Source organism: Pandoraea apista (genome assembly GCF_001465595.2).
In the GTDB taxonomy this organism is placed as follows: domain Bacteria; phylum Pseudomonadota; class Gammaproteobacteria; order Burkholderiales; family Burkholderiaceae; genus Pandoraea; species Pandoraea apista.
Genome location: NZ_CP013481.2, coordinates 42,975 through 63,079 on the forward strand (window position 1 = coordinate 42,975; position 20,105 = coordinate 63,079).

The following is a 20,105-nucleotide window of genomic DNA, read 5'->3' on the forward strand; positions in this document are numbered from 1 at the left end:
ATCAATGTGCCCCGACCACGTACGCAGTAAGTTGTCAGGAACGCCGCATCTGAGAATTCTTTGCCTTGCAACAGGGAACGTTCCGATTTATCGCGGTGCCTGTGCCGGTCAGATCGGCAGGCTGGTATCGAACTTGATCTCGCGCAGCACAACGCTGGTTTTCACGTTGGCTACGGCGGGCAGACGGAAGATGTGCTCGTGCAGAAAAGCGTCGTAAGCCTTGATGTCAGGCGCCACGATCTTGAGGATGTAGTCGGCCTCGCCCGTGGTGCTGTAGCACTCGGTCACTTCCGGGCAGGTGCGGATTTCGCGCTCGAACTGCTCCGTGCCGCCCTCGGTGTGGCGCGTGAGCTGCACATGCGCCAGTGCACACACATGCAGGCCCAGCTTTTCCCGGTCGAGCAGCACCGTGTAGCGCTGAATCACGCCGCTCTGCTCCATGTCCTTGATGCGTCGCCAGCAAGGTGTGGCCGACAGCCCCACGTTTTCGGACAGTTCTTGCGCCGAGCGGCGCGAGTCGATCTGCAAGAGGCGCAGGATCTGACGGGCAAAGTTATCGAGTAATTCCATTTTCTAAAATCGCATTTTTCGAAATGAACATTTCTTATTGTGCGCTGAAAGGAGTGAAATAGTAAAAATCTTTCTCCTGCCTCCCCATACACTGCTTGCATACCAACGCGTGCCCGCCCTATGCGGCCAGTGCGTTGAGACGAACAGAACAAATGCCCCCGAAGCACGGCCGACACACGGTCGCATCCGTCCGGTGCCGGTCGCGGGGATCAGGAGATACCCAATGAATGCCCCCATGCGCGCCGCGCTTGCGACGCCGACGGCCAACCCTCTGGCCCATCCCGATTACCAGCTTTCCGACGCACTCACCGCGCGTCGCGGGCAGATTTTCCTGACCGGCACGCAGGCGCTCGTGCGCATTCTGCTGATGCAACACCAGCTCGACGCCGCGCGCGGTCTGAACACGGCGGGCTTCATCAGCGGGTATCGAGGCTCGCCGCTCGGCGGGGTGGACCAGCAGTTGTGGAAGGCGAAGAAGCTGCTCGATGCGGCTAACGTCAAGTTCCTGCCGGCCATCAACGAAGAGTTGGGCGGCACGGCTGTCATGGGCACGCAACGTGTGGAAGCCGACCCTGAGCGCACGGTCGAGGGCGTGTTCGGCATGTGGTACGGCAAGGGCCCGGGCGTGGACCGTGCGGGCGACGCGCTCAAGCACGGCAACGCCTATGGCGCCTCGCGTCACGGTGGCGTGCTCGTGGTGGCGGGCGACGATCACGGCTGCGTTTCGTCGTCGATGCCGCACCAGAGCGACTTCACGATGATGTCGTGGAGCATGCCGGTGCTCAACCCGGCCGACATTGGCGAGCTCGTCGAATTCGGTCTTTACGGCTATGCGCTGTCGCGCTTCTCGGGCGCGTGGGCGGGACTCAAGGCGATCTCCGAGACGGTCGAATCGCGGGGTACCGTCGATCTCGACAAGATTCGCACGGACTGGGCCGAGCCGCTCGACTACGTGGAACCCGCCGGTGGCCTGCACAACCGCTGGCCCGATCTGCCGAGCCTCGCGCTGGAGGCGCGTCTGGCCGACAAGCTCGACGCCGTGCGTGCGTTCTCCCGCGTGAACAGCATCGACAAATGGATTGCCCCGGCGCCAGACGCCGACATCGGTATCGTGACGTGCGGCAAGGCGCATCTCGACCTGATGGAGACGCTGCGGCGTCTGGACATCACCGTCGACGATCTCGCGGCCGCCGGTGTGCGCATCTACAAGGTCGGGTTGTCGTTCCCGCTCGACCTGTCGCGTCTGGACACTTTCGTCGCGGGGCTGAAGGAAATTCTCGTGATCGAGGAGAAGGGCCCGGTCGTCGAGCAGCAGATCAAGCAGTACCTCTACAACCGCACTACGGGCACGCGCCCGATCGTGCTCGGCAAGACCGACGCCGAAGGCCGTGCGCTGCTCTCCGCGCTGGGCGAATTGCGTCCGTCGCGTGTGCTGCCGGTGTTCGCCGAGTGGCTGGCGAAGCATCGCCCGGCGCTGGATCGTCGCGAGCGTGTGGTCGATCTCGTTGCGCACGAGATTCTGTCGAACGCGGCAGACGGCGTGCGTCGCGTGCCGTACTTCTGCTCCGGTTGCCCGCACAACACGTCGACGAAGGTGCCGGAAGGCTCCATCGCGCAGGCGGGTATCGGCTGTCATTTCATGGCGTCGTGGATGGACCGCGACACCACGGGGCTGATTCAGATGGGCGGTGAAGGGGTGGACTGGGCCGCGCACTCGCACTTCACCAAACGTCCTCACGTCTTCCAGAATCTGGGCGACGGCACGTATTTCCACTCCGGTCTGCTCGCGATTCGTCAGGCAGTGGCGTCGAAGGCGAACATCACCTACAAGATTCTCTATAACGACGCCGTGGCAATGACGGGCGGTCAGCCGGTCGACGGCTCGATTTCGGTGCCGCAGATCGCGCGTCAGGTCGAAGCCGAAGGGATTGCCAAACTGGTCGTGGTGAGCGACGAACCCGAGAAGTACATCGGTCACGAAGGTCAGTTCCCGAAGGGCACGACGTTCCATCACCGTAGCGAACTCGACGCCGTGCAGCGAGAACTGCGCGAGATTCCCGGCGCAACCGTGCTCATCTACGATCAGACGTGTGCGGCCGAGAAACGTCGCCGTCGGAAGAAAAACGAGTTCCCGAATCCGGATCGCCGTCTGTTCATCAACGAAGCCGTTTGCGAAGGCTGCGGCGACTGCGGCGTGGCGTCGAACTGTCTGTCTGTCGAGCCGGTGGAAACCGCGCTGGGGCGCAAGCGTCGCATCGATCAATCGTCGTGCAACAAGGACTTCTCCTGCGTGAATGGCTTCTGCCCGAGCTTCGTGTCGGTCAAGGGCGCGCAGTTGAAGAAGGCGCTAGCCGCCGCCTTCGATCAGGCCGCCTTTGAAGGACGTCTGAACGCATTGCCGCAGCCGGTTGCGCTCGCAGGCGATGCGCCGTTCGACATCATGGTCACGGGCGTGGGCGGCACCGGCGTGGTGACGATCGGCGCACTCATCACGATGGCCGCGCACCTGGAAGGCAAGAGCGCTTCGGTACTCGATTTCATGGGCTTCGCGCAGAAGGGCGGCGCCGTGCTGTCGTTCGTGCGCTTCGCCAACACGCCACAGGCGCTCAATCAGGTGCGCATCGATACGCAGCAGGCCGACGTGCTGCTCGCGTGCGACATGGTCGTGGGTGCCAGCGCCGACGCGCTGCAAACCGTACGCCGCGACCGCACGCGTGTGGTCGTGAACACGCACGCGATTCCGAATGCGACGTTCGTGCAGAACCCCGATGCGAATCTGCATGCCGACGCACTGCTCGCGAAGATGCATCACGCAGCGGGCAACGCGAAACTCGACGCCTGCGACGCGCAAGCGCTCGCGCAACGTTTCCTTGGCGACACGATGGGCGCGAATATCATCATGCTCGGCTTTGCGTGGCAACTGGGCCTGGTGCCGGTGTCGTTGCAGGCGTTGCAACGCGCTATCGAACTGAACAACGTGGCGGTGCCGATGAACCAGTTGGCGCTGGCCATCGGTCGGTTGGCTGCCGGCGATCCGGCGGCGTTGACGGAGACGACGGCAAGGTCGGTGCACGCCCCGGTGCATGCGCCGGTGGCCGACGACATGACGTTCGACGCCCTGGTCGCACATCGCGTGGATCTGCTCACGCAGTATCAGAACGCGGCGTACGCAGCGCAGTTCGCGAGCTTCGTGAAGCAGGTGGCCGATGCCGAGACGCGTGTGTCGGGTGCGCCGGGCCGCTTGTCGCGTGCGGTGGCACAGCAATTGTCGCGTCTGATGGCGTACAAGGACGAGTACGAAGTGGCGCGTCTGTATGCGCACACGGCATTCGCCGATTCGCTGGGCGAGACTTTCGAAGGCAAACCGGGGCGCGACTTCCGCCTCGAGTTCCATATGGCGCCGCCGCTTATCGCGCGCGGCAAGGACGGCGGCGTGCCGAAGAAGGTCACCATCGGGCCGTGGTTGTGGCCGGTGCTGCGCGGCATGGCGAAGCTGCGTGGTTTGCGCGGTGGTGTGTTCGACGTCTTCGGTTACACGCTGGAGCGCCGTATGGAGCGTCAGTTGATCGCGGACTACCGCACGACGATGGAGCGTGCGCTGGCGGGTCTGTCGGCCGACACACTGACCGATGTGATCGCACTGGCGGAAGCCCCGGCGAAGATTCGCGGCTACGGTCACGTGAAGCTCGCGAATCTGGCGATGGCCAAGCGTGTCGAAGCCACGATTGCGGCGCGGCTCGATGTGACGCCGGCGACCGGCGACGCCGTCGCACAAGCGCTGGCGCACGCGCGCAGCAGCGGCAAGTCGCTCAAGGGCATTCCGGTGGTGACGACACGTTGAGTCGCTAGGTATTGAGCGCCGAATTCGGTTCGGCGTTACCGCATCGATGGGGAGAAACGGGGGCTACGGTCCCCGTTTTTCATGGGCGCATCCCTGTGTTGCGGCACAACGTGCCGACCTGTGCCGAGTGCGTTTCTGTACCGTCATCGGGCCGACGCGCTACCATTCGGGGGTTACGGTTGACGCAACTGGGTGAACCAGAGGCCGAAGGTGGCGCGGCGACGGGAAACCGGCCACCGCCCGCGAGGCATCGGGAATTGCCATAAGCGCTTGATTACGGAGAGGAAAATGAGTGTTTCGAAGGCACCTGCGGATCGCAAGGTGATCCTCACGGGTGACCGCCCGACGGGGCCGCTGCATCTGGGTCACTATGTCGGCAGTCTGAAAAACCGCGTGGCGTATCAGCACGAGTACAAGCAGTTCATTCTGGTCGCCGACGCACAGGCCCTGACCGACAACACTGACGATCGGGGCAAGGTGCATCGCAACGTCTCGGAAGTGGCGCTCGATTACCTGGCCGTGGGCATCGATCCGACGGTAACGACCATCTGTGTGCAGACCTGGTTGCCCGAGCTGACCGAACTCACGTTCTACTATCTGAACCTGGTAACGGTCGCGCGGTTGGAGCGCAATCCGACCGTCAAGCAGGAAATCGGTCTGCGCAATTTCGAGCGCGACATTCCGGCCGGCTTCCTCACGTATCCGGTGAGTCAGGCGGCAGACATCACGGCGTTTCGCGCCACGCTCGTGCCGGTGGGCGAAGACCAGTTGCCGATGATCGAGCAGACGAACGAAATCGTGCGTCGCCTGAATCGTCTGGCGGATCGCGAGATTCTGGTGGAAACGAAGGCGCTGGTGCCGCCGATCGGGCGTTTGCCGGGCATCGACGGCAAGGCCAAGATGAGCAAGTCGCTGGGCAACGTGATCAATATTTCGTCCACGCCGGACGAGATTCGCGCGGCCGTGAAGAAGTGCTACACCGACCCGTTGCATCTGAAGGTGGAAGATCCGGGGCACCTCGAAGGCAACGTCGCGTTCGCCTATCTCGACGCTTTCGACGAGGACAAGGAAGGCTTGCAGGCGCTCAAAGATCACTATGTGCGCGGCGGGCTGGCCGACTCGAAGGTGAAAGCGCGTCTGGAAGAGCGCTTGCAGGAGATGCTGCGCCCGATGCGCGAGCGTCGTGAGGAATACGCCAAGAATCCGGACTTCGTCTGGGACATGCTGCGAGCAGGAACCGAACGTGCACGCGAAACCGTCTCGCAAACGCTCGAGGACGTGCGCTCGGTGTTCGTCACGCCGGGCTGGAAGAAGTAAGGCCACGTCGGTTCGTTTGCGAACCGATGCTTCGATGTCGTCGACGTGATCGGCAAAAAAAGCAGCCCATCCGGGCTGCTTTTTTGTTTGCGCTGCACGTGACGTGGCTCCGGGGGTTAGCGCAGGGGTGGCGAATCGCTACCGGCTGGCGCGCGGACAGCGTGTCAGAGCCGTGTGGTGATCGTTTCGAGGTTGCCGCACGACTGGCATCGTGTCATGTCGCTTTTCATCGATTCGCGGCATAGCCGCGATTGTGCGTTGTCTGCCGACGTGGCCCGATTCAAAGGGCGCGCATCCTGTAGGGCCGCGAGACGATCGAGGCGTGCGATGGTGGCGTTCTGCATCGCCAGAAGCGCCGCGATTCCGGCTTCGGCCTCGGTAATGGAGTCGCTCAGTCGGCCTTGGGCGGCAATGGCCAGATAGCTTTGTCCCGGATTCGTCGTCGGTGCAAAAGACGCATTATTGATTGGACGCATGATGGGTTTATCTCCTCTTGGTGAATTGACGATCTCCGAACCTCGGCCCGTAGTCAAAATCAGTTTTTCATTGGGACATGGTCGAGCGTGTCGAGTTTTCGATCGAGTGCGTGCTGATGATGCGTGGCGTGTGTGATGTCGTGATTGATCTTGTCGAGGCGCTCTTGTATCTGCGTTGTCGCGCCGGATTGGTGAAGCCCATGTCTGGCTTCTATGCCGCGATTGACGGCGTCATTCAGGTTCTTCACCGCAGTGATTTCGGTCGATAGCTGACTCCAGCCGCGATTGCGTGCGTAAGCGAAGACGTTACAGATCCCGTTCAGCGCGGTCACGATGCCCATGCCCGTCGTAGCGAACTTCAGCCCGAGCGCGAGTCCCGCCAGCGCAGGCAACAGCGCCGGAACGACTATCGATGCGACCCCCAGCGATACGGTGATGACAAGGAACGTGGCGAGGATCGCGATCTTTGTCTTCCATCGCCGCTTTTCGGCCGGAATGGCGAGCTGCGCTTGCGTCAGGTAATGATGAATCAGTGGCTCGGTCTTGCTGAGCAGATTGCCCGTGACTTCAAACGCCGCGTGCAACTCCGCCTTGGCTTGTTTGAGCGCCTCCGGCGTCATCTTCGCGCCGTCCAGTGCCTCGCGCTTGTCTTCCAGCAGCCGCCGTGCCGATGAAGCGCAAACCATGGTGTCGAGCGCGGCTTTCAGGTGCCCCAGCGCTTCCAGCGCGGCCCGCGCTTTCGGCATGAGTTGCACGGGATCGGAGATCGAGCGTTGCGAGTCGACACGTCTGATCGTGAACTTGGTGAGGGAAATGTCGCGCGCGGTGCAGATATTGTCGACGGCGCCTTCGAACAGGCGGATCAGCCCGTCGATGCCGAGGAGATCGGACGCCGGCTGCATGGCGACAGCTTCGGACAGCCGGAGAATGACACCGTACTCGTCAGACAATTTTCCACGCACTGCCGCCGGCGAGACCGTTTGTGCCGCAGCATTCCAGTCGCGTTTGATGGTGGCGAAACTCTCGAGAATGCTCTCGCGGAGTGTGTCGATGGTCGGTGAGGCATCGGCGGAGGGGGAGACTTCGCCAAGGACCGGCGCGTGCTGCCGAACGCCGACATGCCGCCAATCGGGCGATACAGAGGATTTGTCGGATGGCCACGGCGGCGGGACGGCGTCAAAGCCGAGGGAGATGTAGTTTTGCGGAACGAGCTTCATGGGGGGGGACCCTCCTTCGACAACATTCCCCGGAGTCTATGCAGCGTTGTCGCCCCGCGCTTTTTATTCGCTTTGCGGATTGTTGTAAACGAGGTGCCGCCAAGCCCTCCGCAGCGGCAATGTTGCCGGCAAATAAAGAAACGCCGCGATGTGCAAGACATCGCGGCGTTTCCGATCACCTGACCCAATTTGACGCCGGTACCCGAGCAAGAGGACTTTGCCCGTTACCGCGGCACCGACTCCCGCAGGTTACGGTTGCTTGGCGATCTTGCCGTCCTTGAAGACCCAGTGGATACCTTCGCCCTGACCGGTGAGCACCTCGATCGATTCGAGCGGATTTCCGTCGACGACCAGCACGTCGGCGAGTGCACCCGGTGCGATCACACCCAGTTCGCCGACGCGATTCAGAATTTCCGCCCCGATGACCGTCGCCGAGCGCAGTGTGTCGGCCGTGCCGAGCACATCGGCGCGGATCGTCAACTCGTCCGACTGATACTTGTGCATGTCGCCAAGCAGATCGGAGCCGAAGCCCATCTTCACGCCTGCGTCGCGATAAATCGACAGCGATTCACGGCCCGCGCGCTGCACGCTCTCCACCTTTGCGACCGATTCCGGCGGCAGGCCCAGCGACGCGCCGTCCTTGGCGAGTGCATCGTACGTGACTAGCGTGGGCACGACGTATGCGCCTTTCTCGGCCATGAGTTTGGCCGTTTCGGCGTCGCACAGATTGCCGTGCTCGATGGTGCGCACACCGCAACGCACGGCGCGCGCAATCGCACGCGGGGTATAGGCGTGCGCCATCACATAGGTTTGCGCCGCTTCGGCTTCAGCCACCGCTGCGCGGATTTCGTCTTCTGAATACTGCGTATTGGCGATGGGATCGACCGGCGACGCCACACCGCCCGAGGCCATCAACTTGATCTGCGTGGCACCTTTCTGGATTTCCTCACGCACGGCGAGGCGAATCGGGTCGACGCCATCCACCACACGGCCGATCGCTCCGGCGCGGAACGCACACGAGCACGGCTCGAGCGTATCGCCGCGCGGACGGAAGTCGCCGTGACCGCCCGTTTGCGAGAGCGCCTTGCCCGACGGAAAAATGCGCGGGCCGGGAATCACACCTTGTTCGATGGCCTGTTGCAGCGCCCAGTCGGCACCGCCGGCATCGCGCACCGTCGTAAAGCCGCGGTTCAGCATGCCTTGCATGATCGGCAGCGACTTGAGCACGGTGAGCACGTTCGGCTGACTGGCGTTCGTGCCCAGATTGGGATGCGAGGCAAGCACATGCACGTGGCAGTCGATCATGCCGGGCATGACAGTTTTGCCGGTGACGTCGATCACCGTGGCGCCGTCAATATCGAGCGGTGTGGCGCTCACTGCGGTGATGCGATTGCCCTCGATAGCAACGTCGTGACGTTCGAGCAGACGGCCGGCGGCCGCATCGAGCACATTGCCGCCGCGAAGCAGGATAACGGACATGGGGGGAGTTCCTTGCAAAAGACATAAGGCGCGCCGGTGAGGGCGCGCCTTGATGAGAGAAAACTCAGGCCTTGGGGAGCGGCTTCACGAAGCGCGTGCCGATCAGGCTGATGGCGGCGGCGATGATCACGTAGATCGCTGGCGCCATGTTGCTGCCCGTGCGGGCAATCAGCCACGTGATGATGAGCGCAGCAAAGCCGCCGAAGATCGTCACAGCGAAGTTGTAGGCCACCGAGAGACCCGTCGAGAGCACCTTCGCCGGGAACAGCTCGGCGAACGCCGCGAGAATCGGGCCGGTATAGCAGGCGATGAGCAGGCCGAACACGATCTGGAACGTGAGCAGAGACGGCAGACCCGGCGCGACATTCAAGTACGTGAACATCGGCCATGCGAGCAACAGAATCAGCAGTGCCGACCCCGACAGGAACGGACGGCGGCCGTAGCGATCCGCCAGGCGTCCCACTACCGGTGCGAACACCAGAATCATCGCGCCGCCGACCATGCCGGCCGTAAAACCGTACGACGCCGGCAGCTTGAGCACGCGCTGGGCATACGTCGGCATGTAGAAGAGCAGCACGTAGGTGCAGATCGTCCACAGCACGACCATGGAGAAACTGGCGAGCGTTTCGCGCGGATACTGCGAGAACACGTCGCGCAACGGCGTATCCGATTTCTCGGCGTGCTGGAACGTTGGCGTTTCGTCGATCTTGTTACGAATGTAGAAGCCGACCGGACCGATGAGCATGCCAACGATGAACGGCACGCGCCAGCCCCACGATTCGAGCGAGGCCTTGTCCAGTTCCGTGGTCACGAACGTGCCCACGGCGGCGCCGAGCAGCACGGCGAAGCCGATGCTCGATTGAATCCATGCCGAGTAGTAGGCCCGCTGATTGGCGGGCGCATACTCGGTCAGGAACGCCGTTGCGCCGCCCATTTCACCGCCGGCCGAGAAGCCTTGCAGCAGACGCGCCAGCACGATGATGAGGGGCGCAGCGAGCCCGATCTGGTCGTAGGTCGGGGCCAGGCCGATCATTGCGGTGCCGGCGGCCATGAGCAGAATAGTGAGCGAGAGAGCTGCCTTGCGGCCCACGCGGTCGGAATAGATACCGAGCACGATGCCGCCGACCGGGCGCATGAAAAAGCCCACGCCGAAGGTCGCAACCGCGAGCAGGAACGACGACAGATCGTCGCCGGTGGGGAAGAACTGCTTCGCGATAATGGCCGCGAAGAAGCTATAGACGGTGAAGTCGAACCATTCAAGACCGTTGCCGATCACCGTCGCCACGATCGCGTGACGGCGCTGACGGGCCATATTGTCTTGAGGCACTGCGTAGGTCGCCTGCATCTGGGTCTCCCGGAGGATGGGTGGCGTCCGTTGCGTGCTTTGCTTTCACGTCATGCCGGTAATACGCCTGCTTTTTGTCGAATCACGTTTGCCGACGCCGGGCCAAAGCGTGCCGGCGGCTGCAATCAACGTGCGCGGATGACACACAAAGTAGTGCAGACAAAATGACAGGCCAAACGATAATTCCGCATGTTGCCATGCGTGCAGCGCATGGCAACTTCCGAAATGTCACGTAACCCCTATGATGGGAAACGCGTTTCTGAATAAATCCAGTTTCGGAAAATTCGTGCTGCGGCATGCTCGTGGCGTTCGGCAGGCCACACGAGGTAGTAGCCGCCGCCCAGACTCGCGGTTGCTTCGCAGGCGCGAACGAGCAGCCCGGCGTCAAGACACGGATCGATCATGTGACGCCACCCCATCACCATGCCGCCGCCCTCGATAGCCATCTGCACGAGCAACGGGTAGTAATTGGCGCTCACCATGCGTGGGAATTTCGCGGCGCTGACCCCTTGCAGCTCGAACCAGTCGGGCCATGACATCCATTTGCGCTGGCCGTCTTCGATCAGCAACAGCGTTTCGTTGACAAGATCGGCGGGTTTGAGTGTGCGTCCGTTGAGATAGGCGGGGGAGCAGACGGGGAAGACCTCCTCGTCGAAGAGACGCCGGCCGGCGAAGTCCGGTGGCAGGTCGTTACGTACGTAATAGACGCCGAGATCGAACTCCGACGCGGATAGCGACGTAATGCCGTCTTTCACGATCACGCGAATCTTGATATCGGGATGGGCCGCGCGAAAGCGCATGAGTTGTGGGGTCATCCACAACACAGCCACCCCCGACGAGCAGGCCACGGTGAGTTCAAGATCGCCGCGCCGCTTCATCAGGTCGGCGGTGGCTTCGGCGCACTCGCCAAGCAGACGCTGAATCTGCTCGGCATAGCGTTGCCCGGCCACCGTCAGCCGCAGCGTGCGATGTTCGCGCGTGAAGAGCGCGCGGCCGAGGAATTCCTCGAGCTGCGCGATCTGGCGGCTCACGGCGCTTTGCGTGAGGTTCAGCTCCGCTGCGGCCCGGGTGAAGCTCGCGTGCCGCACGGCGGCGTCGAAAGCGATCAGGCAATGCAGCGGCGGCAACGGCGAAATCGGCATGCGCTAACGAGGAATCAACGCTTGCCGACCATCTGCTCGGGGCGAACCCAGGCGTCGAATTGTTCGCTCGTCACATGGCCGAGGGCGAGGGCGGCCGCCTTGAGGGTGGTGCCTTCCTTGTGCGCTTTTTTGGCGATCTGTGCGGCCTTGTCGTAGCCGATGTGCGGATTGAGCGCCGTCACGAGCATGAGCGACTCTTCGAGCAGCGAGCCGATGCGGGCGCGATTCGGTTCGATACCGATGGCGCAGTTGTCGTTGAAGCTCACGGCCCCGTCGGCGAGCACGCGCACGCTTTGCAGGAAGTTGTGGATCAGCATCGGCTTGAATACGTTCAGCTCGAAGTTACCCATCGAGCCACCGATGTTGATCGCCACGTCGTTACCCAGCACCTGGCAGCAAAGCATTGTCATCGCTTCGCACTGTGTCGGGTTGACCTTGCCCGGCATGATCGAGCTGCCCGGTTCGTTCTCCGGAATCGTCAGTTCGCCAATGCCGCAGCGCGGGCCGCTGGCGAGCCAGCGCACATCGTTGGCAATCTTCATCAGGCTGGCGGCAAGCGTCTTGAGCGTGCCGTGTGCGTTGACGATGGCGTCGTTGGCCGCGAGGGCTTCGAACTTGTTCGGTGCCGTGACGAACGGCAGGCCGGTGTCGCGCGCGAGCGTGTCGGCAACCTTCTTCGCAAATTCCGGGTGAGCGTTCAGGCCCGTGCCAACGGCCGTGCCGCCGAGCGCGAGTTCCGCCACGTGGGGCAGGGCGTCGGCAACGTGTTTCAGGCTGTGGTCGATCTGGGCGACCCACCCCGAGATTTCCTGACCCAGCGTGAGCGGCGTGGCGTCCTGAAGGTGGGTGCGGCCGATCTTGACGATGTCGTCATAGGCGTGGGCCTTGGCGGCGAGCGTGTCGCGCAGTTGGCTGACGCTGGGCTTGAGGTGATTGACGAGGGCGTCGAGGGCGGCAACGCTCATGGCCGTCGGGAACACGTCGTTCGACGACTGGCCCTTGTTCACGTCGTCGTTGGGGTGCACGCTACGCGCTTCGCCGCGCACGCCGCCGAGCAGTTCGCTGGCGCGATTCGCGAGCACTTCGTTCATGTTCATGTTCGACTGCGTGCCCGAACCGGTCTGCCAGACCGCCAGCGGGAATTCGTCGTCATGCTTGCCTTCGATGACTTCGTCGGCTGCCTTGATGATGGCGTCGGCCTTCTTGGCGTCGAGCACGCCCAGGTCCTTGTTGACCTCGGCGGCGGCGCGTTTCACGCGAGCGAGCGCGCGCACGAGTTCGCGTGGCATCTTCTCGGTGGAAATCTTGAAGTTCTGCAGCGAGCGCTGCGTTTGGGCGCCCCACAGACGATCGGCGGGCACGGCAATTTCGCCGAAAGTATCGCGTTCCATTCTCACAGACATGATCGACTCCTCGAAGAGAGAATTAAATTCTAGAGCGTTAGACGGGTTCCGGCATGGCAGCACAGGGGGTGACGTGCCATGACGTGGGAATGAATTGCGGGGAGAGCGGCCCTTTCGAATGTAGTGAACTGAGGGCCTGAGCAGGCATGGATTATGCGCCGGAATTGTGATCCGGGGGAGTCACAAGCCGCTCCATGGCCGGCCGGCGTGGCCCGGCTCAAGCCCATACGGCCGCAACCAATTGCAGGGCCGCCGCGATGGCGGGCTCGTCGCGGCGCGCAGCCAGCGTGACGAAGGTGAGTTCGGTCGGCACCGACACGCCGTCGGCAATTACCAGACCGTGGGCGCGCGCCTCGCGCAGCGCGATCGAGTCGCGCACGAGCGACAGTCCGATGCCCGACTTCACCAGATCGAGCATCGATGGCTCCTGGTCGACTTCCGCCACCTTGGTGGGCGACACCCCAAGCGCACCGAATAACTCCGAGAGCAGGCGATGGTGGGCTGACTCGGGCGGTGTCCAGATCCAGGGCAGCGCGGCGAGTTCGCGCCAGCCGCGCCGGGCCACCCGCTCGCGCCAGCCGGCGGGCGCCAGTACCTGATACGAGAACGGCGTGAGGGTGATGGCGTGAAAGCGCTCGGGGTCGGGGCGGCCGAGATAGAAGCCGACATCGAGTTCGCCGCGTGCCAATTGTTGCAGCACCGAGCCGGACATGCCGTGTCGCAGTGCCGTCTCGATCTGCGGATACGACTCGACGAGACGCCTGAGAAACGCCCCCAGCCGGGTGAATTCGGGGTCGAGTATCGTGCCGATACGCAGGCGCCCGCGCACCGTGTCGCGCAGCGCACCGGCCGCCTGCTGGAGGTCGGCCAGTGCGGCGAGCATGCGTTCGGCCAGCGGCAGCAGCGCTTGTCCGTCGCGTGTGAGGGCCAGCCCCTGCGCGGTGCGCGTGAAGAGCGTGAGACGCAACGCTTCCTGAAGCGCCTTGACCTGCAGGCTGACCGCTGGTTGCGTCAGGTGTAGCCGACGCGCGGCACGCGTGAGGTTGCCTTCGTGGGCAATGGCGACGAAAGCGCGAAGGTGGGTGAGTTCCATGAGACGGCTGTGAGCGGACGGTGCCCGATGAACGACCGGGCAACATAAGCAGATCTTATATTGCTTTTGATAATTTCTCATTGGCTTGCGTCGGTGTCCCGCAGTACGCTTGGTGTTGCCGGGGCGCGTGCGGTTGGGCGTGTCGCAGGCGGAACAGAGTCGGGGTATACAACATGAGCGATGCTGATATTTCGGCATGGCCGACAAAATGAACCCGAGGCGGTGGGCGACAGTCCACCTCAGTCGGGTGCCGCACCAGTGCCGGCGCCGCACTATGGCGAGTGCCGCGCCATCGACGGAGACAGGCGGGAATGAGCAAGCAGGCAGCAAAGCAGGAGAGCTTTGATTACATCATCGTGGGGGCCGGCTCTGCCGGATGCGTGTTGGCCAATCGCCTCACGCAGGACCCCGACGTCAACGTGCTGCTGCTCGAGGCGGGCGGCAAGGACGACTATCACTGGATTCACATCCCCGTCGGCTATCTCTATTGCATTGGCAATCCGCGCACCGACTGGTTGTATCGCACGCAACCGGAAGCGGGCCTCGGCGGCCGCTCGCTTGCGTATCCTCGTGGCCGTGTGCTGGGCGGGAGTTCGTCGATCAACGGCATGATCTATATGCGCGGTCAGCGCGAGGATTACGACGTGTGGGCGGACGCGACCGGCGACGACGGCTGGCGATGGGACAACGTGCTGCCGTTGTTCAAGCGCAGCGAGGATCACTACAAGGGCAACACCGAGTTTCACGGCAGTGGGGGAGAGTGGCGGGTCGAGAAGCAGCGTCTGTCGTGGCGAGTGCTCGATTCGTTTGCCGACGCCGCCGAGCAGATCGGCATTCCCAGGACAGACGACTTCAATCGCGGCGATAACTTCGGCATTGGCTATTTCGAAGTGAACCAGCGGCGCGGTGTGCGCTGGAGCGCCGCGAAGGGCTTTTTGCGTCCTGCGTCGCAGCGGCCCAATCTGACCGTTATCACGGGGGCGAGTGTGAGCCGTTTGATGTTCGAAGGCACGCGCTGCACCGGCGTGGCCTATCGCGGTGGCAACGAAGACTTCACGGCGCTCGCGCTCGCCGAGGTGATTCTCGCGGCGGGCGCGGTGAATTCGCCGCATCTGCTGGAGGTCTCCGGCGTTGGCAATGGCGAGCGGCTGCGCGGTTTCGGTATCGATGTCGTGGCCGACCTGCCGGGCGTTGGCGAGAACCTTCAGGACCATTTGCAATTGCGCACGGTGTACAAACTGCGCGGCGTCACGACGCTGAATCTCACGGCCAATAGTCTGTTCGGCAAGCTCAAGATCGGCATGCAATACGCATTCGCGCAGCGCGGGCCGATGAGCATGGCGCCCTCGCAATTGGGGGCGTTTGCCCGCAGTCGCGAAGACATGGCACGCCCTGATCTCGAATACCACGTTCAGCCCTTGTCGCTCGATCGCTTCGGCGAGCCGTTGCACAAGTTCAATGCGTTCACGGCGTCGGTGTGCAACCTGCGCCCCACGTCGCGCGGGAGTGTGCATCTGACGTCGCCCGATGTGCGTGTCGCTCCGAACATTGCGCCGCATTATCTGTCGACGCAAGCGGACTTGCGCGTTGCGGCGGATGCCATCAAGTTGACGCGCCGCATTGTCGGCGCACCGGCATTTGCGCGTTACGAGCCGCGCGAGTATCTGCCGGGGCCTGCGTTTCAGAGCGACGAAGATCTGATGCGCGCGGCGGGCGAGATCGGCACGACGATTTTCCATCCGGTGGGCACTTGCCGCATGGGACGCGCCGACGACCCCGATGCTGTCGTCGATGCGCAACTACGTGTGCGCGGCGTGCAGAACCTGCGCGTGGTCGACGCCTCCGTCATGCCGGTGATCACGTCGGGCAACACGAACTCGCCGACGATCATGATTGCCGAGCGTGCGAGCGACATGATTCGGGCTGCACGAAAAGCGAGGCGATAACGAAGGCGCTCGGGCAGGTTTTCCTCTGGAAGGAATCGACGACGTCGATGCTAGTTGCTAAAGAAGGGAAACATAGATGCCGCTAGCGTCGTCTCTTCTTTTGCCGCTCGTTTCACCGGCAGGAATCGTTGCCTCGTGATTTCTAAGGATATTGAGCAGTGTGGATAACCCGGATCGTGCGACCAATTCTATGGCTTGCTCACGGGGTATCAGATTGTATGTTTCCCAAATGCGTGACAGGCCATCGGTACCAAGGAGAATGTGAGCAGGGGTGTGGATCGTCAGATGCTCTTCCGCGGCGTTTAGCGCACTTTTTGGATTTAACGTGAGTGCAGTACTGAATTCGTTTCGCTGCTGTTGGCGTCTTCGTTGTAGTAATTGCTCAAGTGGTTGTCCCTCGAACCCTGAGCAGGGCTTCCATGCGTCATAGGATAGACACTGTGGTACCGATGGTTTTTCCCTCTTTGAATGAGGCAGCGCCCCCTGATGAACCAGGTCAAAGCAGTCCGCATAACGATAAATGGAGACTGTCAATGTTGTTCCAACGCTGAAATCTGTCTCGACGATAGTTGCTGCTGCAACCGGCCAATTTTCCAACGGGGGGATATGTTTTGACATGGCGCAATACTCTTGCCGAAGTCTATCCAGGCCGTCATGAAAATTTGATTTGCGGAAGGCGGTGGTTTCGAGTTGCCGCAGCAAATCGGCCAGTCTGCGTGCAAACCACCCCGCGTCCGAGATGTAGTCAAATGTCGTGAATGGCGATTCGGTGAGGGTGGACGCGCCGTCGATGGCCCATGCAAGAATTGAGCGCTCACGCTGAAGGTATCCGACGACGTCCTCGGACGGAATATCCTTATAAATGCCTTGTGAAATCGATTCGACATTGACCCTCATCACGACCTCCCCTTGACCGACATGGCGATCTGCAAGGTGCGCAAGCCTCCGGAAATAACGAGGTCGTCCATGTACTCGCTATCAAGTGACTGCTCGATACGCTTCGCCTGATGTTCTTCGAGAATTCCATGCGCAACGAGTCGAGGCGAAAGTTGCTGAAATGACAGCTTTACAAGCGCCTTGTGCTCCTTTTTCCAGACGGTGGGTTGACTGAATCTGGCATCCCTGATTTGAACGTTCATCTTCGTGATGATTGACCAAATGTCCTCGATGCAGTTGTAGTTGACGCCCCTGCTTTCTCCATATGCGCTAATTGCCGCATTGGCTTGTTCGAAACCTGCCACATGGGGTATGCAGAATAAGCTCCCGAGTGACGGCTCTTCGACGACTAATACGCCGAGCGGCGTTAAAAGACCCAGTAGTGCTTCTACAACTGGGCGGCGTTGCCCGATATGCAGGAGGGTAAACCGGCAGGTAATGAGTTCGAATTTTCTCTTGAGTTGAGAGATACTCGCCAAATCACTCAGATCGCCGACTCGAAAGGAAAGATTGTTGATTCCGTGTGCCGATGCGGCCGATTTGGCCAGAGAGATTTGTTCAGCATCGTTGTCGAGACCGATGACAGTGGCTTCTGGGGCGTTGGCGGCAAGCCATTGAGCGATTTGTCCGTGGCCGCAACCGACCTCAAGGATACGACCGGTTTTCGGCAAGAACTTGCGGAGGAACTCGGTCGTGGCGGCGTTGTACACCTCCGCAGTGACCATGAGCCGTTGCCTGTCCGCTTCGCCTGTGTGTAGAGGGTATTCGGGCCGTGCCGCGGCAGCGTATTCCGATGCGTTGTGATCATTTCTCAACTGCGAGCAGAATTCCCAGTAGAAGCTCGGCATGTTGTGGGGCGGCTCGGCGTCGAGATCGACCCATTCGTAGGCGGTGTGCTCGTCACTCAGTACGAGGCGCCCTTCAGGGAGCGTGCAGTAAAAAAAAACTAGCAGAACACTCCTCCCGGGTACGATTTCGCAGGATTGACTTCCCATGTAAGTTGCCGAGGTGATGTTGAGGCCGCATTCTTCCTCTATCTCTCGAGTCAAGGCGAGCTCGAGCGTTTCTCGATGGTTAGGTCTGCCTCCCGGTAACTCAAGTTCGTTGCGTGGATTTTTTAGGAAAAGAATTCCTTGCGGTCCCCGAATGACAGCTTTAACGCTGACTGGATCCATATATGTTCAGCTCTTTACGGGCGCGTGGCCTCGTGCATAAGCAGGTTCAACGACCAGCTGCCGCTGCCTGGGCGTCAAATCCCTTGTTGAGAAGATCTGCGCTTCAGATGATGCGGAATGGTTCGGCGTGGGGGGGAGGGATGCGATATCGCGATGTGCCAGCGGTCTTCTGAAGTACGAGTGATTGTTCATGTACCTCGCGAACACGCTTCGCCGCAGGCCTGAGTTTGCGACTTTGAACGTTCCGTGAACGAGCGCTTCCGAGAAGACCACTGCGTCTCCGGCCTGGAGAAAGACGTGGCGTAGCAATAAATTGTCCGAGAGGCCGCGGTACCTGTCTGGAACCGGGAAGTTGGCCCGATGTGACCCGGGGATGCAGCAGAAGTGGTTCGTCGTTTCCCCGATGTCCGATATTGCGTACTGAACCGCGACAAGGCCGCTGTGAATGCGTCGATTTCGCACCCAGTAATAGATGCCTTCGTCGAACATGTCTGCCTGATGGTGCAGTTGACCGCCGCTGCTGACGAAGCGCTCGTCGACACAAAACATATGGTCCAGTCGAAATTTCGATCGGTAGACTATATCTAGGAACGAATAGACGGATTCAACATCGATAAGGCCTCGCCAATCGTCTCCCCAGTCGAAATTTACGTCGTGTAGTTGGAGCCCGATGAGGTTCGCGGACCAGTAGTCTTGTAGGCGTTGAAGATGCGGCTGCGATATCGCTGCGGGAATAACGACGTAGCCATTGATATCGAACTGATAAACGAATTCCTGGCTCATTTTCTTCTCTCCATGGATCGTTAGCCGAACACCGAATTTGTCATGCCGATGGCGGATGACAAATCGTGGCACGAGAATGGGGGAAGGGACTTTGGAGATTTTCTGATTTCTTGCCGTATTTGGGACCTGCGCCGGAAGACGAAGAAAAAAGCGGACTGGAACGACGATAGTGCTTTCCGGAATTCCAGACAGGTCGCTTAAAACTTACGTAGTAATACCTAATGTTGGATGCGCGAACGACGAAAGCTCATCGCCGAAAGCTATCGAACGCGCATTTGCGTGTGCCGCAAAAGCCTTGTGCCATAAGGGCTTCGGGCACGTTGGAAGCATGTGACAGAACGTTCTGCAACCCGTGTGAGCATGCGTGTTTCGGGGGCTGCGAAGCTAAGTGCAAATCCCAATGATCGCGTTGCAGCAAACCACACACAATAACGATTCCCTATGTGCGACCGAACCAAGAATTCGGCGCCACATGCGGGACGCGGGGCATTTCGCTGACGACGCAAACCAGAGCGTCATCTGCCTGCCTCGCGGTTGTCACAGACGATGGTGCCGTGGCGCATACCTGCCTCGCACCGCCAACCAGGAATGTGGCAGGAGACATGGCGAACAACGATTACATTCTCGAGACCCGCGGACTCACGAAAGAGTTTCGCGGCTTCACCGCCGTGAACGGGGTCGACCTGCGCGTTGCGCGCGGCACCATTCATGCACTCATCGGACCGAATGGCGCAGGCAAGACCACCTGCTTCAACCTGCTCACCAAGTTCCTGGTGCCCAGCGCGGGGACAATTACCTTCAACGGTGAAGACATCACCCGCGAAGCGCCTGCGCAAATCGCGCGACGCGGCATCATCCGCTCGTTCCAGATCTCTGCCGTGTTTCCGCACCTCACCGTGCTTGAGAACGTGCGCATCGGTCTGCAACGCAACCTTGGCACCGCGTTCCACTTCTGGAGCAGCAGCCGCACGTTGCGCAAGCTCGACGACCGCGCGATGGATCTGCTCGCCGAGGTCGGCCTCACCGAATTCGCCCATACGCTTACCGTGGAACTGCCGTACGGGCGCAAGCGCGCGCTCGAAATCGCGACCACACTTGCTATGGAACCCGAACTAATGTTGCTCGACGAGCCCACGCAAGGCATGGGGCACGAAGACGTCGATCGCGTGACGGCTCTCATCAAGAAGGTGTCGGCCGGTCGAACGATTCTGATGGTCGAGCACAACATGAACGTGATCGCGGGTATCTCCGACACCATCACTGTGCTTCAGCGCGGCGAGGTGCTCGCTGAAGGCCCGTATCACGAAGTTTCGAAGAATCCGCAGGTGATGGAAGCCTACATGGGCACCGCGGACGGTGAAATGCAGGGGGCCCACGGGTGA

Annotated in this window: 15 protein-coding genes; 4 read left to right on the forward strand and 11 right to left on the reverse strand. The window is 61.3% G+C overall.

Features of this window, described 5'->3' with window-relative positions; translation table 11 throughout:
* Positions 1–108: 108 nt before the first annotated feature.
* Positions 109–570 carry an Lrp/AsnC family transcriptional regulator gene (locus AT395_RS00175; protein WP_010806630.1) on the reverse strand — a complete coding sequence of 154 codons (462 nt, stop codon included), beginning with the start codon at positions 568–570 and terminating at the stop codon, positions 109–111.
* A 223-nt stretch (positions 571–793) separates the two neighbouring features.
* On the opposite strand from AT395_RS00175, the gene AT395_RS00180 reads away from it, so the two are divergent.
* Together AT395_RS00180 and trpS are read left to right on the forward strand one after the other, a co-directional pair.
* On the forward strand, positions 794–4,411 hold the full coding sequence (locus AT395_RS00180) for an indolepyruvate ferredoxin oxidoreductase family protein (RefSeq protein WP_094068055.1): 3,618 nt from the start codon (positions 794–796) through the stop codon (positions 4,409–4,411).
* Between the two features lie 288 nt (positions 4,412–4,699).
* Entirely contained in the window at positions 4,700–5,728 is a 1,029-nt protein-coding gene (gene trpS, locus AT395_RS00185; RefSeq protein ID WP_042113654.1) for a tryptophan--tRNA ligase, read from the forward strand.
* 164 nt (positions 5,729–5,892) lie between these two features.
* Here the strand turns inward: trpS and AT395_RS00190 are convergent, their stop codons facing one another.
* From AT395_RS00190 to AT395_RS00220, 7 genes are all read right to left on the reverse strand, one after another.
* A complete protein-coding gene (locus tag AT395_RS00190; RefSeq protein ID WP_048628392.1) occupies positions 5,893–6,204 on the reverse strand; it encodes a hypothetical protein in 312 nt (103 codons plus the stop codon).
* A 59-nt stretch (positions 6,205–6,263) separates the two neighbouring features.
* Positions 6,264–7,421, reverse strand: coding sequence for a hypothetical protein (locus AT395_RS00195; RefSeq protein WP_048628391.1), 1,158 nt, complete (start codon positions 7,419–7,421; stop codon positions 6,264–6,266).
* 249 nt (positions 7,422–7,670) lie between these two features.
* Positions 7,671–8,900 (reverse strand): metal-dependent hydrolase family protein, encoded by a 1,230-nt coding sequence (locus AT395_RS00200; protein ID WP_048628390.1) that lies wholly within the window; start codon positions 8,898–8,900, stop codon positions 7,671–7,673.
* A 64-nt stretch (positions 8,901–8,964) separates the two neighbouring features.
* Positions 8,965–10,245, reverse strand: a complete 1,281-nt coding sequence (locus AT395_RS00205) for an MFS transporter (protein ID WP_042113650.1) — start codon at positions 10,243–10,245, stop codon at positions 8,965–8,967.
* Positions 10,246–10,484: 239 nt separating this feature from the next.
* Positions 10,485–11,387 carry a LysR substrate-binding domain-containing protein gene (locus tag AT395_RS00210; RefSeq protein WP_042113649.1) on the reverse strand — a complete coding sequence of 301 codons (903 nt, stop codon included), beginning with the start codon at positions 11,385–11,387 and terminating at the stop codon, positions 10,485–10,487.
* A gap of 14 nt (positions 11,388–11,401) precedes the next feature.
* On the reverse strand, positions 11,402–12,790 hold the full coding sequence (gene fumC, locus AT395_RS00215) for a class II fumarate hydratase (protein ID WP_072632726.1): 1,389 nt from the start codon (positions 12,788–12,790) through the stop codon (positions 11,402–11,404).
* Between the two features lie 217 nt (positions 12,791–13,007).
* Complete coding sequence (locus AT395_RS00220; protein ID WP_048628389.1) at positions 13,008–13,883, reverse strand: LysR family transcriptional regulator; 876 nt, start codon at positions 13,881–13,883, stop codon at positions 13,008–13,010.
* A gap of 311 nt (positions 13,884–14,194) precedes the next feature.
* Here AT395_RS00220 and AT395_RS00225 point away from each other — a divergent pair, with 311 nt between their 5' ends.
* Complete coding sequence (locus tag AT395_RS00225) at positions 14,195–15,829, forward strand: GMC family oxidoreductase (protein WP_048628388.1); 1,635 nt, start codon at positions 14,195–14,197, stop codon at positions 15,827–15,829.
* Positions 15,830–15,886: 57 nt separating this feature from the next.
* Here AT395_RS00225 and AT395_RS00230 read toward each other — a convergent pair whose 3' ends face one another.
* From AT395_RS00230 to AT395_RS00240, 3 genes are read right to left on the reverse strand one after another with little or no spacing between them, the layout of a single operon-like run.
* Complete coding sequence (locus tag AT395_RS00230; RefSeq protein ID WP_231606091.1) at positions 15,887–16,726, reverse strand: hypothetical protein; 840 nt, start codon at positions 16,724–16,726, stop codon at positions 15,887–15,889.
* On the reverse strand, positions 16,726–17,940 hold the full coding sequence (locus AT395_RS00235; RefSeq protein ID WP_072632728.1) for a methyltransferase domain-containing protein: 1,215 nt from the start codon (positions 17,938–17,940) through the stop codon (positions 16,726–16,728). Before AT395_RS00235 ends, AT395_RS00230 begins: the two co-directional genes overlap by 1 nt.
* 6 nt (positions 17,941–17,946) lie before the next feature.
* On the reverse strand, positions 17,947–18,723 hold the full coding sequence (locus AT395_RS00240; RefSeq protein ID WP_042113644.1) for a phytanoyl-CoA dioxygenase family protein: 777 nt from the start codon (positions 18,721–18,723) through the stop codon (positions 17,947–17,949).
* A gap of 602 nt (positions 18,724–19,325) precedes the next feature.
* Between AT395_RS00240 and AT395_RS00245 the strand changes: the two genes are divergently transcribed.
* Positions 19,326–20,105, forward strand: coding sequence for an ABC transporter ATP-binding protein (locus tag AT395_RS00245; protein ID WP_042113643.1), 780 nt, complete (start codon positions 19,326–19,328; stop codon positions 20,103–20,105).

Bases quoted from the DNA above. Each gene is read 5' to 3' on its own strand.
- AT395_RS00175 (WP_010806630.1), bottom strand. From the start codon at position 570: ATGGAATTACTCGATAACTTTGCCCGTCAGATCCTGCGCCTCTTGCAG.
- AT395_RS00180 (WP_094068055.1), top strand. From the start codon at position 794: ATGAATGCCCCCATGCGCGCCGCGCTTGCGACGCCGACGGCCAACCCT.
- trpS (WP_042113654.1), top strand. From the start codon at position 4,700: ATGAGTGTTTCGAAGGCACCTGCGGATCGCAAGGTGATCCTCACGGGT.
- AT395_RS00190 (WP_048628392.1), bottom strand. From the start codon at position 6,204: ATGCGTCCAATCAATAATGCGTCTTTTGCACCGACGACGAATCCGGGA.
- AT395_RS00195 (WP_048628391.1), bottom strand. From the start codon at position 7,421: ATGAAGCTCGTTCCGCAAAACTACATCTCCCTCGGCTTTGACGCCGTC.
- AT395_RS00200 (WP_048628390.1), bottom strand. From the start codon at position 8,900: ATGTCCGTTATCCTGCTTCGCGGCGGCAATGTGCTCGATGCGGCCGCC.
- AT395_RS00205 (WP_042113650.1), bottom strand. From the start codon at position 10,245: ATGCAGGCGACCTACGCAGTGCCTCAAGACAATATGGCCCGTCAGCGC.
- AT395_RS00210 (WP_042113649.1), bottom strand. From the start codon at position 11,387: ATGCCGATTTCGCCGTTGCCGCCGCTGCATTGCCTGATCGCTTTCGAC.
- fumC (WP_072632726.1), bottom strand. From the start codon at position 12,790: ATGTCTGTGAGAATGGAACGCGATACTTTCGGCGAAATTGCCGTGCCC.
- AT395_RS00220 (WP_048628389.1), bottom strand. From the start codon at position 13,883: ATGGAACTCACCCACCTTCGCGCTTTCGTCGCCATTGCCCACGAAGGC.
- AT395_RS00225 (WP_048628388.1), top strand. From the start codon at position 14,195: ATGAGCAAGCAGGCAGCAAAGCAGGAGAGCTTTGATTACATCATCGTG.
- AT395_RS00230 (WP_231606091.1), bottom strand. From the start codon at position 16,726: ATGAGGGTCAATGTCGAATCGATTTCACAAGGCATTTATAAGGATATT.
- AT395_RS00235 (WP_072632728.1), bottom strand. From the start codon at position 17,940: ATGGATCCAGTCAGCGTTAAAGCTGTCATTCGGGGACCGCAAGGAATT.
- AT395_RS00240 (WP_042113644.1), bottom strand. From the start codon at position 18,723: ATGAGCCAGGAATTCGTTTATCAGTTCGATATCAATGGCTACGTCGTT.
- AT395_RS00245 (WP_042113643.1), top strand. From the start codon at position 19,326: ATGGCGAACAACGATTACATTCTCGAGACCCGCGGACTCACGAAAGAG.